The 14,085-nt window shown below is 56.8% G+C and carries 13 protein-coding genes, 1 tRNA gene and 1 pseudogene; 5 read left to right on the top strand and 10 right to left on the bottom strand.

What is annotated here, in order from left to right; translation table 11 throughout:
* Nucleotides 1–410: 410 nt before the first annotated feature.
* The 4 genes from D7I37_RS26990 to D7I37_RS07590 all read left to right on the top strand — a co-directional run bounded on the left by D7I37_RS26990 (nt 411) and on the right by D7I37_RS07590 (nt 3,356).
* On the top strand, nt 411–581 hold the full coding sequence (locus D7I37_RS26990; protein ID WP_165283088.1) for a hypothetical protein: 171 nt from the start codon (nt 411–413) through the stop codon (nt 579–581).
* 443 nt (nt 582–1,024) lie between these two features.
* Entirely contained in the window at nt 1,025–1,351 is a 327-nt protein-coding gene (locus D7I37_RS07600) for a hypothetical protein (RefSeq protein WP_129543516.1), read from the top strand.
* Between the two features lie 242 nt (nt 1,352–1,593).
* The gene (locus D7I37_RS07595) at nt 1,594–2,082 is read left to right on the top strand and encodes a helix-turn-helix domain-containing protein (protein ID WP_129543515.1); all 489 of its coding nucleotides are present in this window, start codon (nt 1,594–1,596) and stop codon (nt 2,080–2,082) included.
* Between the two features lie 2 nt (nt 2,083–2,084).
* A complete protein-coding gene (locus D7I37_RS07590; protein ID WP_129543514.1) occupies nt 2,085–3,356 on the top strand; it encodes a type II toxin-antitoxin system HipA family toxin in 1,272 nt (423 codons plus the stop codon).
* Between the two features lie 422 nt (nt 3,357–3,778).
* Here the strand turns inward: D7I37_RS07590 and D7I37_RS07585 are convergent, their stop codons facing one another.
* The 7 genes and pseudogenes from D7I37_RS07585 to D7I37_RS07555 all read right to left on the bottom strand — a co-directional run bounded on the left by D7I37_RS07585 (nt 3,779) and on the right by D7I37_RS07555 (nt 9,094).
* Complete coding sequence (locus D7I37_RS07585) at nt 3,779–4,069, bottom strand: contact-dependent growth inhibition system immunity protein (protein WP_129543513.1); 291 nt, start codon at nt 4,067–4,069, stop codon at nt 3,779–3,781.
* Nucleotides 4,070–4,072: 3 nt separating this feature from the next.
* A complete protein-coding gene (locus D7I37_RS07580; RefSeq protein WP_242502876.1) occupies nt 4,073–4,414 on the bottom strand; it encodes an RNase A-like domain-containing protein in 342 nt (113 codons plus the stop codon).
* 436 nt (nt 4,415–4,850) lie between these two features.
* Complete coding sequence (locus tag D7I37_RS07575) at nt 4,851–5,894, bottom strand: virulence RhuM family protein (protein ID WP_129543512.1); 1,044 nt, start codon at nt 5,892–5,894, stop codon at nt 4,851–4,853.
* Nucleotides 5,895–5,981: 87 nt separating this feature from the next.
* Nucleotides 5,982–6,068: pseudogene (locus D7I37_RS07570) on the bottom strand (restriction endonuclease subunit M); the annotation flags it as partial.
* 207 nt (nt 6,069–6,275) lie between these two features.
* Nucleotides 6,276–6,370 (bottom strand) — tRNA-Sec (locus D7I37_RS07565).
* 104 nt (nt 6,371–6,474) lie between these two features.
* On the bottom strand, nt 6,475–7,818 hold the full coding sequence (locus tag D7I37_RS07560) for an esterase-like activity of phytase family protein (protein WP_129543511.1): 1,344 nt from the start codon (nt 7,816–7,818) through the stop codon (nt 6,475–6,477).
* Nucleotides 7,819–7,894: 76 nt separating this feature from the next.
* A complete protein-coding gene (locus D7I37_RS07555; RefSeq protein ID WP_129543510.1) occupies nt 7,895–9,094 on the bottom strand; it encodes a cyanate transporter in 1,200 nt (399 codons plus the stop codon).
* A 126-nt stretch (nt 9,095–9,220) separates the two neighbouring features.
* Between D7I37_RS07555 and D7I37_RS07550 the strand changes: the two genes are divergently transcribed.
* Nucleotides 9,221–10,075, top strand: a complete 855-nt coding sequence (locus D7I37_RS07550; protein WP_061797890.1) for a LysR family transcriptional regulator — start codon at nt 9,221–9,223, stop codon at nt 10,073–10,075.
* 6 nt (nt 10,076–10,081) lie between these two features.
* On the opposite strand, the gene xylR is transcribed toward D7I37_RS07550, so the two are convergent.
* The 3 genes from xylR to D7I37_RS07535 form a co-directional block, all read right to left on the bottom strand.
* Nucleotides 10,082–11,260, bottom strand: coding sequence for a D-xylose utilization transcriptional activator XylR (xylR, locus tag D7I37_RS07545; protein WP_061797889.1), 1,179 nt, complete (start codon nt 11,258–11,260; stop codon nt 10,082–10,084).
* Nucleotides 11,261–11,356: 96 nt separating this feature from the next.
* Nucleotides 11,357–12,541 carry a xylose ABC transporter permease XylH gene (gene xylH / locus D7I37_RS07540; protein WP_129543509.1) on the bottom strand — a complete coding sequence of 395 codons (1,185 nt, stop codon included), beginning with the start codon at nt 12,539–12,541 and terminating at the stop codon, nt 11,357–11,359.
* The gene (locus D7I37_RS07535) at nt 12,519–14,060 is read right to left on the bottom strand and encodes a xylose ABC transporter ATP-binding protein (RefSeq protein ID WP_061797886.1); all 1,542 of its coding nucleotides are present in this window, start codon (nt 14,058–14,060) and stop codon (nt 12,519–12,521) included. The genes xylH and D7I37_RS07535 overlap by 23 nt, the downstream gene beginning before the upstream one ends.
* Nucleotides 14,061–14,085 lie beyond the last annotated feature (25 nt).

The following is a 14,085-nucleotide window of genomic DNA, read 5'->3' as shown; positions in this document are numbered from 1 at the left end:
GAGAAGAATCGGCCTGCTGTGCAAGGAAGGTTAATCCGGTTCGAGGTTACCGCTAACGGCAAGGCGATAAATCGCCCCTACGACATTCCGATTAAAAAACATCTCATTCCAGGCCCACCCCATAAATCCGTATAAAACAAAAACCCATCCAGTTGATTAATCAAAATAAAAAAACCAAACAACCTCATCCAATACAATATAAATATTATTTATAAAAACACATCACATTAATCTATTGGTTAAAATAAAACACTGCCATATTCACAATTAGCGAACCCATGGCATTATAAAAAATAAAGTTCAGGCGTATATTTCATATTCAGACCTGCGGGTTGAATATATACAAGGACGTGTAAATATCTGTCTTAGCGACGCTACCCTGGCGCCGCCCTGATTAAGGAAAGATCGCTATGTCTAAAGCACCTATCGGCACTACCGCCTCCACCGGGCAAAAATGCCCGGAGAGCGGCGTTTGGAAAGTCGTCGGCACGCCATCCACCACCGCCCCAATCGCCAAAGGCAATATCATGCCGCCTTATGGCGGTAAGGGCGTTACCTGGAAGCTCACTCAGTACGCATAACCCGTTGGTTATTTAGCCTCTTTCTTTGGAAGGGGCTTTTCGCTCTATTTTCTTCCGTTGCGCACTTTACCGACGCGCCACTGCGGCAAAACCGGTGGGCTAGCCAGAATTTGGCGCTGTTACCCATTTTGCGAGCCCGATTCCAATCCCCGCAACGAATCCCTGTAAATCCATCCAGCCTGTTCCCTGAGCGTTATCGCCGGAATATAGTCTTCTTGCTGCGGCAAAATCCGTAGCCGGGATTGGAACCCCGTCCCCCTTCAACTCTGAAAAGACTTGTGTTTTTTCAGCGCCTACGTGCACACTCAGTTCGGTGGCTCAGGCAGGGCAACCGCAAGGTTGGCCGGTGATTGAAGGGCCGGAGTTCCAAACCTGTCTGGGCCACCACCAAAGCTTGGAACTCTTTGGCAGTGGTGATAACCACCCTTCAAGGGAACATCATCATGACTGAAATGAATCAAACAACCACCGACAGCTCCATCACCCTCTTCCGCAACCTCATTGCCGACCTGCAATTCTATAAGCTCAGCGATATTCAATTGTGCGATCTCAGCGCCGTGGCTCAGGAGTCCGCAGAAGGGTTATGTCATGGCTTAGCGTATCTGGCGGAATCGCTGGAAAATGGGGAACAGCACTCAACAAGCAGCAGGGTGCAAATCAGCGCCTGGCTCAAAGCCTCTGCGCATCTGCTCCCCGCCCTGTCGGAACTGAGCGAGCAGGCGAACAACCATCTGTTGCAGATGTATGAAGAGCATGTTTATCAGTCCTAGTTTGCCCGCTATGTATTATTGATTTAATGGCGAAACCTGCAAAAAAGACACCGACCGCGAGTGTCTTTTTGCAGACCAAATGCAGAGTGCCCTACCTAAGCCCAACACTAAAAGTGCTAATATTTTATCCTTTTAAAGGATTTATAGAAGTAATATTAGCACTCCATACCATGTCATCCAGCCTTCGCAAATATGCTAATATTATGGCTATATCTATCTCTTAAAGATAAAATATTATCACTATGGCTAAAAAAACAGCACCCTTGCTTCCTGGCACAAACCAGTTGCTTACTGACTTTGGTGAGCGGCTGAAACTTGCTCGCCTACGCCGGAAGCTGACGGCCAAACAGGTTGCAGAACGGGCAGGCATGACGCCAATGACGCTACGCTCCCTCGAAGCGGGGGGCGCAGGCGTCACGATTGGCGCTTACCTGTCCGTCATGCAGGTATTGGGGCTTGAAAATGACCTGAATAAGCTGGTAGCCGAAGACGAACTGGGTCGCCAGCTTCAGGATTCTCGCCTGATAAAGAACGTAAACGTTTTATCTTCTAAAGTTACCCCTCCGCGCAAAAAAACCATGACTGATGCCAGGAACGCAGAGTCAGATAAGCAAGCAACAACAAAAGCCGACTTGCCCCCAAACAATACCGTCCGAAAAACGACAGGCACAACCTCGGCGGATCTGGCTTCCTTGCTAAAACCATTGAAAAAACCAATAAAAGGCAATTAACAATGGCAATGATCGGTGTATACGCAGACTGGGATGGATTACCAGAGCCAAAACGGATGGGTTTCTTACATAGCCGACAAACGCGCATGCGAGAACTCTTTGAATTTGAATACGATCCTCTGGCATTGGCCGATCCCGCTCTTAATCATCTACAACTTGACCCAGAAATACAGCTAGTTACCGGTGCTCAGTATCCCACTCAGCCAAAGGATAAGTTCGGGGTATTTGGCGATTCCAGCCCCGATCGCTGGGGCCGGTTGCTAATGAAGCGTCGCCTTGAACGTGATATTCGTGCAGGCAGTAAAGCGGTGGGAACCCGACTATACGAATCAGGTTATCTCTTAGGGGTGCATGACCTTTATCGAGTAGGCGCTCTACGTTATAAACTTGAAGATGAAGGTGAATTTCTCGATAACAGAATTGGCGTGGCGGCTCCACCTTTTACCGAAATTCAAGCTTTAGAAAGAGCCAGCCGTGCACTGGAAGAGGATCCTGACAATACATCCCCGCAGGGCCAGGAATGGTTGCGGATGCTCATTGCTCCAGGTGGCTCTCTGGGTGGTGCAAGGCCAAAGGCCAGCGTTGCTGATGAGCACGGCCATCTTTATATCGCAAAATTCCCAAGTACCAGAGACGATTATGATGTCGGTGGTTGGGAGATGGTCGTCAATGCACTTGCCGTTGGCTGTGGGTTGAACGTCGCGGCAGCAGAAGCGCATAAATTTGCCTGCGATCATCACTGCTTTATGGTCCGTAGGTTCGATCGTACCTGCACCGGACGGCGCCTTCATTTTGCTTCCGCAATGACGATGACCCGGCATCAGGATGGTGATGATGCCTCGACCGGTGCCAGCTATCTGGAACTTGCCGAAGTTCTGATAAGAGAGGGTTCGCAAACCAACCCCGATCTTAGGGAACTCTGGTCGAGGATCGTTTTCAATATCCTCGTATCCAACACAGACGATCACTTGCGTAATCACGGGTTTATTTTGGTGCCCGGCAGGGGCTGGCGGCTTTCAGAAGCCTACGATATAAATCCGGCCCCTTGGTCTGACGGCCTGAAACTTAATATCACCGAGTCAGATAATGCGTTAGAGCTCGAATTGGCACGTGAGGTTGCCGGATACTTTCGCCTAAGCATGGATGAAGCAGATGAAATAATCGAAAATTTTATTGGCATCGTTAGCCAGTGGAGAACCATTGCTAATCGTTTGGCGCTGCCTCTACGGGAACAGGAACGCATGGCTGAAGCATTTAGGGTTGCAGAAAATTAAACAGGCAATTTTAGTTAATCACGACAATACCCCTATTATGCCCCCAGAACCGTAATGATTTCAGTGGACGTCGGTTGACACCCGTGGATGATTTTGTAAGGGGTTTATTGACTTGAGGAGACTTCAGAAGAACTTGATTGGCGGGATCACAGGAGTCAAACCATCAGAATAACATGCTGATATTAATGCATAAAATAAAATATCCACGAACCAATACACACACACCTATACACAATTACGCGTGGCGACAGAGACTCTTAAAGCAGGGGTGAATGAGTCGAGCTTTTAGCTAACGGGAAGAGCGAAGCGCCACAGTCGCTCCAACATCAGCTTCCCAGAGCAAAAAAGCCTCACGCCACAAGCTGCGTGCCCCTGTCGATCTGGCTTGATAAACTGATTTTCGGGTACCCGACGGTCAAACCTTACGCCTGCTCAGCTTTCTCTATGCCCTCAAGCACGCGCAAAAGCAATCCCTTGCCATCCTCTGGCGCAAAATAGTTAAAATAACGCGCTTTGAATTCAGACTCGATAATACTGTCATCGTTCGACAGGAACGCTAACACTTCTTTTTTCAAATCTTGACGATCTTGCGTTGTTAATCCTTTTGTATAGATATCGATTGCATCATCAATAGTCTCCGCCCCGGTAATATAATCGAAGTCCTGATTCAGCGTACCTTCAATCATAATGTCAATGTTAGTGGTTAAAAGCATAAGTTAAACCTCGGGGAATGCGGTTAAAATATAATATGACTTACCATTATAGGTTTCATATTTAAGCACGACCTTTACCTTAGTGGCATTTACCAGCTTGTCGCTACCTCGAAACAGAGTATAACCAATTACTTTTCCCGTATCGTATGCAATAACTAAATTATGCCGTGGCTGGCCTGCTGCCCAAAGCTTTATCCACTCTTTATTTACCTTCAGCGCGTTGGAGATGGATGCCTCTGCCAAATTGATATTACTAAACGAGCTGACTGCATTAGGCTTTCGTACCCGGTGTTCAGTACTTTTAAGACGTGCGGCCAATTCTTCCTTCGCTTTGGCACCATGCACAGCGCGGCCGCACCAGCAAGCTCCAGCGTACCCATGACAAGTCCAAGCCCGCCATATAAACGATTACTTAGCGTTTCGCCTTCCGTAACCGATTTATCAGACAGCGCAGCAGCAAGCTGAACCGGGGACATCACTATTTTTATGCCATCATCCATAATGAAACCTCAAGTGATTAAAAGACATACGACCAGAGTTTACCCGCTTTCCCAGCTTCGGCTCCACCAACTATAAGAAAATTTCACAGAAAACCGCTCTGATGCATTGCCGTAGTCGTTGAAAAAAATGATTTTTTGGATTTTATCGGATGAGTACGGAAGATGTTTTGGGATCACAGGAGTCGCATTTGATATCTATAACCATTGAGCTTACTTGGTTTTATCGTGTTCGATTTTGGTTGGTGCCCCCAAATAATTTTGCCTGTGGGGTTCAAGGGGCTTTATGGGCGCTCTTTAGTGTCGGTTTTCCACCGCAACAAACCGGCAATATCCTTTTCCCCCGCAGCTTCTTTTAAGCGGCGCTGCTGCTCGGCATACTGGACGTATTCAGCCTGCGCTTTTTCATCTGCCGCTTTCTTACTGACCGTGCCAGCCCCTTGCAGAACGTCACGGTCATTGAATTGCAGAAACTGATCCAGCTTATCCTGCCAGTCACGCAGGAACACCTGTTGACGCCGCCGCGCCTGATCTTCGGCAAAATCCAACCACATGTTAACCACGCGGTTGAGTTCGCTGACTTCGTCTTGATTGAGATAATTTTTCGCCACTGTCACATCGCTTTTGCGCAGCTGCTCGCCTTTATAGCTGCTCAACCCCATATGGGGCTGGTTGGCATCGGCACGCTGATGGATGAGTTCGGCAGCTGTGTGGCCGGTGCAGGCAAAATGCAGCTTGTTCTGGATGGTTTGAAAAAACAACGTTGTCTCTTTGAGTGAAGGTTGGTAGTCGGCGGCTAATGCGAAGATCTCCCTAACCCGCAAATAAACCCGACGCTCACTGGCACGGATATCACGGATGCGCTCCAGCATCTCATCAAAGTAATCAGGCACTGCGGATGAACCCACGGGCGGGTTTTTAAGCCGCTCGTCATCCATCACGAAACCTTTGATCAGGTATTCCTGGAGTGTTTGGGTCGCCCACTGGCGGAATTGAGTGCCTCGGGGTGAACGAACACGATAACCGACGGCAAGAATAACGGGCAGACTATAGTGCAGGATATTGCGACTTACCTGACGAGCCCCTTCCTGCTGAACTTGTAAGTAAGACTTACAGGTTGCGTTTTGTTCAAGTTCCGCTTCTTCGTAGATCGCTTTGATGTGCTGCGTAATCGCCTGGGGAGTCACTTGATAAAGATTCGCGATGGTCGCCTGGGGCAGCCACAGCGTTTCTTGCTCAAAACGACATTCGACGCGCACTTCGCCGTCATCGCTGGCAAACATCACAAACTCACCTGCCGGTGATTGGGTTAATTGCTTGTTTGTCATGTCGCCTCCGTTTTAATCTGACTTACCGTGCTGTAATGCACCTAGTATGCCAGAGATCCATGTAGGGGCTCATTACGCGTCTGGCGTTTATTTTGCCGGCAACATGCCTGGACAATGCTTAGCGATGATGTCGTTCATCTTCTCCACGAGCTCCAGGCGTTTGAACATCAGATGCGGTTCCCGAGCCTGTCAGCAATCACGCCCGCAATCATCTTCCCCATTACGACATATATCTCAATGACATCATCTCCAGAATAGCATCCATTCCATGCCCCCCATTATGCCCCCAGAACCGTATTGATTTCAGTGGACGTCGGTTGACACCCGTGGATGATTTTTTAAGGGGTTTATTGACTTGAGGAGACTTCAGAAGAACTCGAATGGCGGAAGATCACAGGAGTCGAACCTGCCCGGGACCGCTGGCGGCCCCAACCGGATTTGAAGTCCGGCCGCCCCACCGGGGACGAGGATCTTCCTTCGGGAGTCAGAAGAAGCAAGAGGCTGATTATAGCGCAGTTTATCCTTAGCGCTAAGAGGGAAATGGTGCGGCCGTCGGCGAAGCTGCCGGCGGCCGGCGGGGTTACTTCAGCAGGTCCTTCACGTCCAGCAGGATAAACTCGTTGTCGTCCGCCACGTTGGGCTGGCGGCTGGAGGAGAACGGGAAGTTGTTGTCGTTGCCGACGATGATATGGCTGGCGTCCACCACGTCGACGTTCTCGATGGTGAAGAACGGGAAGGTCAGCACGCCGTCGTTCAGCGGTTTGCGCGCCAGTTGGTTCGGGTCCTGAATTTTCAGCAGGTCGATATAGGCCTGTTTCTCCACCGGTTTGCCGAGGTTGTCGTCCGAAAAGGCGATTTTATACACCCGTTTGAACTTCGCCACCTGGCTGAAGCAGTTGTCGGTCGGCGCGCCGGCGGTGCAGGCTTTGTCCGGCGTGCCCTCGCCGTTATCGCGCTCGATCACCAGGCCATGCGTGGCGTCGATCATATTGAAATCGCCGATGGCGTTTTGGTTGTCTTCCAGCACATATTGCCAGCTGCGCCCAGTCCAGGCCTGTTTTTTCACGTCAAATTCCAGCACCCGCAGGTAGCGTTTGCCGTCGACGTTTTCGAACTTTTCGCCGTCCCACAGCGCGCCTTCCAGCAACGGATACAGCTTGCCGCCGTCCAGCGAAGCCGCCATGCCCTCAAAGCCTTTGGAGCGCGCCACCTGGAAGTTCTGCTTGCCGTCCGGCGCGCCCGGCAGGGTCAGCGTCGGGTTGTCCGGCGATTTCACCACCTTGCCGTCCACCAGGGTGTCGAACACCGCCAGCACCTTGCCGTTCAGGTCGGCCTTGATCAGATAAGGGCCGAACTCATCGCCGATCCATAGCGCATCATCGGCGAACTGGAAGCTTTCCGGGTCGAAATCGCTGCCGGTCAGGTAGCGCCGCTCGGTGCTTTCATTGACGATGTGGAAAGGCACTTTTTTATCAGGATCCTGCAGGAATACCGTTTTCAGCGGCGTGACCGTGCCTTCTTTGAAATCGATCCGGTAATGATTGAGGTACAGCATGGCGTCCGGCGAGTTGGCCTTGCTGCCGAAACCGTTGTCGGTCAGCACCCAGTAAGTGCCGTCGGGCAGGTGCTTGATGCCGGAATGGCCCTGCAGCGGCTGGCCTGCAATCGGCAGGCCGATGCCGGTCAGGCGATCGGCGGATTTGCCCGCTACGCTGCCCAGTGCGGTAACGCGCTTGCCGCTGGTGTATTTGCCGCTTTGCTGCAGATCGCCCGGCGCGTCCTTGGGTGCGGAAACGGCGGATTTCACCGGCAGCAGCGCATGCCCGGCCAGGGTAGCCTGCACCGGCTGCGCCTCGGCCCACAGGTTGGCGCTCAGCGCCATGCAGCCGATCAGCAGCGCCAGACGGGTTTTGGTGTTGTGCATCTCATGGTTCCCTTATCGTTGTTATCGCCCAGAAGTAAAAGCAACGTCACTATAGGGAGCCGCAATGACAGAAATATTATTCGGCGAACGCCCGCCGGTAGCTGTGCGGATGAAAGCGCCAGGTAATGGCGATCAATACCGCCACCAGCAGCGCGTGGATCTGCCAGTCGAGCACGAAGCCGCCGCTGTAGTCGCGCAGCAGGCCGGAGAGATAAGGCGTCACACCCGCCAGCAGAAAGCCGATGCCCTGCATAAAGGCCACCAGCCGCCCGGCCGCCGCCGGCTGATGAATATGATCGAGCGCCAGCACCAGGCACAGCGGGAAAGCGCCGCCCAGTCCCAGGCCGGAGACCAGCACCCACAGCCACGGCAGGGTCTGCGGCAGGTAAATCAGGCCGATAAAACCGATCAGTTGCATCAGCAGCGCCAGCAGCAACAGCGGCCGCCGGTCATGGCCGCGCGCCAGCGCCGGCAGCAGCAGCGCCCCCACCACCTGGCCGAAGGTCATCAGCGCCAGCAGCGAGCCGCTGGCCTGCGGCTGCCAGCCGAGCTGCATGTAATACGGCGGCAGCCAGGCGATCAGGCTGGTGTAGCCGCCGTTGATCAGGCCGAAATAGGCGCCGAGCAGCCAGGCGCGGCGGTTGGGCAGCAGGCTCTGGCCCCTGGCCGCGCCAGGGGCGGAAAGGCGAGACAGCCCGCGGCTCACCGGCCACCAGGCAAGCAGCGCCACCAGCGCCGGCAATGCCCACCAGGCCAGCGCGCTGTGCCAATCGTGGCCCGCGCTCATCAGCCAGGGAGCGATCGCCGCGCCCAGCCCGCCGCCGCCCATCAGCGCCGCCGACCACAGCCCGGCCACCAGCGCCATTTGCTTGAGGAAATGATGCTTGATGATGCCGGGCATCACCGCCTGGATCACCCCAATCCCCAACCCGCCCAGCACCGCGCTCAACAACAGCTGGGTGCTGCCCGGCGCCAGCTCACGCCAGCCGGCGCCAAGGCCGATCGCCAGCAGGCTCAGCGCCACGGCGGTTCTTTCGCTGAACAGCCGGTTAATGGCGCCGCCCGCCAGCGCCATCAGGCCCATCATCAGCACCGGCAGGGCGGTCAACAGGGCCGCGCCGCCGAAGCTCAGCCCGGTGGCCTGGCGCAGCGTCGGCAGCAGCGGACCGATCGAGGTCAGCAGCGGGCGCATATTCAGGCCGATCAGCACCAGCGCCCACAGCAGGGGGTTGAACCAGCGGCGCGGTGTGGATTGATTAACAGAATGATTTAACACGGTATATTCCTGGCACAGCGAGAGAAAGAGTGCGGCGTCACAGAGGAGGCGCCGCAGCGTTGCATTACTCTAGGCAACGCCGCTAGTATTGGGAAATTAAATAATAAAATAACCAACAGTGGGAAAATGAATCGTTACCCGATGTTCAATCCGCAGTTACTGCTCAGCTTCGTGGCGGTATGCGACAGCAACAGCTTCACCCGCGCCGCGGAGCGGGTGTTTTTGTCGCAGTCCACCGTCAGCCAGCAGGTGCGCCGGCTGGAAGAGATGCTGGGCAAACCGCTGTTCGAACGCTCGTCGCATCAGGTTCAATTGACCGAAGAAGGCGAGAAGCTGCTGAGCTACGCGCGGCGCATTATCGCGCTGAACGAAGAGGCGCACGACGCGCTGACCGGGGTCTGGCGCGACGGCGTGCTGCGGCTGGGCATGCCGGAGGATTTCGCCGTGCCGACCACCGGGCTGCTGGCCGAATTCAGCCGCGAGCACCCGCACCTGCGGCTGGACGTCACCAGCGGCCTGAGCGCCGATCTGCACAGCGCCTACGCGCGTGAAGAGCTGGATCTGATCCTGGTGAAGCAGCGCCGCCGCCAGCCGCCGCGCGCCGCGCGGCCGGAACCTCTGCTGTGGTTGGACAGCCTGGCCTTTCCGGCCATCGAGCAATCGCCGGTGCCGCTGGCGGTGTTTCCGCTCAACGGCCTGTACCGCGAGGAGCTGTGCCAGGCGCTGGATAACCTCGGCAAGCGCTGGCGCATCGGCTACAGCAGCGCCAGCCTGGCGGCGCTGACCGCCGCCTCCGCCGCCGGGTTGGGCGTTACCCTGTTGCCGGCCGGCTGCCGGCTGCCCACGCACCGGGTGCTGGGCGCGGCAGAAGGGTTACCGCCGGTCGACAGCCTCGAGCTGGCGCTGTATTACCGCGACGGCGCCCCCGCCGCCACCCCGGCGCTGGCGGAACGGCTGCAGGCGTTTTGCGGGTTGGCCTAAACCCGGCTAATACCCGCCTTCGCCATAGCGCTGGCGATACTCTTTCGGCGTGGCGTCATAGCCTTTCTTGAACACCGAATAAAAATACTGCAGCGAAGGATAGCCGCACATTTGGGAAATCTCGTTGATGGTCAGCGAAGTGGCGGTCAGCAGGTTTCTGGCGCGATCCAGCTTTTCCTGATGGATCACATGGTGGATGGTTTGGCCGGTCTCGTCCCGGAAGCGCTTCTCCAGATTGGAGCGCGACATGCCGACCGCGTCCAGCACCTGCTCGACCTTGATGCCCTTACAGGCGTGATGGCGAATGTAGTGCATGGCCCGAATCACCGCCGGATCGCGCAGCGAGCGGAAATCGGTGGAGCGGCGTGCTATCACCTTCACCGGCGGCACCAGAATGCGCTGCAGCGGCAGGTCGCGCCGGTCAAGCAGTTGGTGCAGCAGCTTGGCGGCGCGGTAGCCCATCTGCCGGGTGCCCTGCGCCACCGAAGACAGCGCCACCCGCGACAGGTAACGCGTCAGCTCTTCGTTGTCGATGCCGATCACGCACAGCTTTTCCGGCACCGCGATGTCCAGATGTTCGCACACCTGCAGCAGATGGCGCGCCCGCGCGTCGGTCACGGCGATAATGCCGGTCTGCTGCGGCAGGGTCTGCACCCAGTCCGCCAACCGATTCTGGGCGTACTGCCAGTTCTCCGGCGCGGTGGCCATGCCCTGATACACCACGCCCTGGTACCGCTCCGCCGCCACCCGCTGGCGGAAGGCGTGTTCACGCTCCTGCGCCCAGCGTTTGCCGCCTTCGACCGGCAGGCCGTAGAAGGCGAAGCGGTTGATGCCCTTTTCTTTCAGGTGCATAAAAGCCGCGTCCACCAGCGCCTGATTGTCGGTGGCGATATAGTGCACCGGCGGGTAGTCCGCTTCGCGATGATAAGAACCGCCCACGCCGACAATCGGCACCCCGACGTTATGCAGCAAGCGCTCGATTTCGCGATCGTCGAAGTCGGCGATCACGCCGTCCCCCAGCCAGTCCTTGATGTTGTCGATACGGCAGCGGAAATCCTCTTCAATGAAGATGTCCCAGTCGCACTGCGAAGCCTGCAAATACTCCCCGACGCCCTCAACCACCTGGCGGTCATACACTTTATTGGCGTTGAACAGCAACGTAATGCGAAAGCGCTTCTCGAACATGCGTGATCCCCGTTAAGCAAACAGCTCTCTGGGATAGCACAGCCAGCTTCGAGAGCGGAATGCCCCACTGCATAACTGTGACCCCGGGCGCGATTGTCACGCCCGCCGCTTGGTGGCGGAGTCCATCCACACCGCCAGCAGCAGGATGGCGCCCTTGACGATGTACTGCCAGAAGGTCGGCACGTCCAGCATGCTCATGCCGTTATCCAGCGAAGCCATGATAAACGCCCCCATCACCGCGCCGGCCACGCTGCCGACCCCGCCGGCCAGGCTGGTGCCGCCGATCACGCAGGCGGCGATGGCGTCCAGCTCGGCGATATTGCCCGCCGACGGCGAGCCGGCGCCCAACCGCGAGCTGAGGATCAGCCCGGCGATCGCCACCATCAGGCCGTTGATGGCGAACACCGCCAGCTTGGTGCGTTCGACGTTGACTCCCGACAGGCGCGCGGCGTCGATATTGCCGCCGATGGCGTAGATCCGGCGGCCAAAGGCGGTGCGGGCCGCCATAAAGACCCCCGCCAGCATCAGCGCGGTGAGGATCAGTACCGGCGTCGGCACGCCGCGGTAGTCGTTAAGCAAATACACCGCGCCCAGCACCGACAGCGCCAGAACGCTTTGCCGGGTAACGTCGCCTGCCGCTGCCGCCACCGGCAATCCCAGCTGCGCGCGCCGGCTGCGCCGCCGCCACTGCCAGGCGACGAACAGCATCAGACCGACGGCGCCGATGCCAAACCCCAGCCCGTCCGGCAGGTAGCTCTGGCCAATCTGCGACATGGCGCCGCTGGTCGGCGCCACCGTGGTGCCGTTGGTGATGCCGATCAGGATGCCGCGAAAGGCCAGCATGCCCGCCAGCGTGACGATAAACGACGGCACCTTGCGGTACGCCACCCACCAGCCGTTCCAAGCGCCCAGCAGCAGGCCGGCCAACAGCGTCACCGCGATGGTCAGCGGCAGCGGCCAGCCGAGCCAGACGTCGAAAATCGCCGCCGCGCCCCCCAGCAGCCCCATCATCGAGCCGACCGACAGGTCGATCTCCGCCGAAATAATCACGAACACCATGCCGACCGCCAAAATGCCGGTGATCGCCGTCTGGCGCAGCAGGTTGGAAATATTGCGCGCGCTGAGATAGGCCCCCTCGGTAGTGAAGGTGAAAAACAACATAATCGCGGCGATGGCCGCCAACATCACCAACACCTGAAAGTTGACGGATTTCAGCCCCAACATCGTTTTTTTCGCCGTAACTTGCTGCGCGATGGCTTCAGACTGCGTGCTTTTCAACATCGGTTTCACTCCTCAATGCGGCTTCCATCACCTGTTCCTGGGTCAGGCCGCGGTTGGCCAACGACGCCTTGATGCGCCCCTGATGCATCACCAGCACCCGGTCGCTCAGGCCCAGCACCTCCGGCAGCTCCGAAGACACCACGATCACCGCGATACCCTGCTGCGCCAGCTGGTTGATCAATTTATAGATTTCCTGTTTAGCGCCGATGTCTATGCCGCGGGTCGGCTCATCCAGAATCAGGATTTTCGGCTTCAGCAGCAGGCACCTGGCCAAAATCGCCTTCTGCTGATTGCCGCCGCTCAGCCGCGCGATCGCCAGCTCGGGCGAAGACGTTTTCACCTTGAGCTGCGCCAGCGACTGGCGAATGGTCGCCTGCTCCCGCGCATCGTCGATCACCGTCAGCGCCCCGCTGAAATCGCTCAGCGCCGCCAGCGTCATATTGGCGCCCACCCCCATCACCGGCACGATGCCGTCGCGCTTGCGGTCCTCCGGCACCATGGCGATGCCGTGCCGCATCGCTTCGCGGCAATGGTCGATGTCGGCCGGCTGACCGTCGATGCTGATGCGGCCCTGCCAGCGGCCGGGATAGACGCCGAACAGGCACTGCATGGTTTCGCTGCGGCCGGAGCCCACCAGCCCGGCGACGCCGAGTATCTCGCCGCGCCGCAGGCTGAACGACACGTCGTCCACCCGGCGTATGTGGCGGTTAACCGGGTGCCAGGCGGTCAGGTTGTCCACCTGCAGGATCACCTCGCCGATGGCGTGCTGCTGCTGCGGATACAGTTCGGTCAGTTCGCGCCCCACCATCATGGCGATGATGTCGTCTTCGCTCATCGACGCCGCCGGTCGGGTGCCGATATGCCTGCCGTCGCGGATCACGCAGATCAGATCCGAGATGGCCTTCACCTCGTTCAGCTTGTGCGAAATGTAGATGCAGGCGATGCCGTGATCGCGCAGATCCTGAATGATCGCCAGCAGCGTGGCGGTCTCGCTTTCGGTCAGCGACGCCGTCGGTTCGTCCAGCACCAGCAGCCGCACCTGCTTGTTCAGCGCCTTGGCGATCTCCACCAGCTGCTGCTGGCCCAGCCCCAGTTCGCCGACGCGGACGTTGGGATCGACGTCCAGCTTCACCTGCGCCAGCATGCGCCGGCAGCGCAGGTACATGGCGTCGTAATCCATCACCCCGCGGCGGCACTGCTCGTTGCCGAGAAACATGTTTTCCAATACCGTCATCTGTTTCACCAGCGCCAGCTCCTGATGGATGATGGCAATGCCTTTCAGCTCGGTATCGCGAATGTTTTTTGCCGCTAATAAATCGTCCGAAAAATAAATCTCGCCCCGATAACTGCCGTGCGGATATATTCCGCACAGCACTTTCATCAGGGTGGATTTTCCCGAACCATTTTCACCGCACAGCGATAATACCTGGCCGGCCTCTAATTGCAGGCTGACATTATCCACGGCCTTGACCGCGCCGAATTGCATGGTGATATTTTTCATTTCCAATAGGCAGGGCATTATTCCCTCCGCATCACCGGGTTCG

This window comes from Serratia sp. 1D1416 (assembly GCF_003641105.1).
In the GTDB taxonomy this organism is placed as follows: Bacteria; Pseudomonadota; Gammaproteobacteria; order Enterobacterales; family Enterobacteriaceae; genus Serratia; species Serratia ficaria.
The sequence above is the reverse complement of the archived record's forward strand: the minus strand, read 5'-3'. Positions and strand labels throughout refer to the sequence as shown.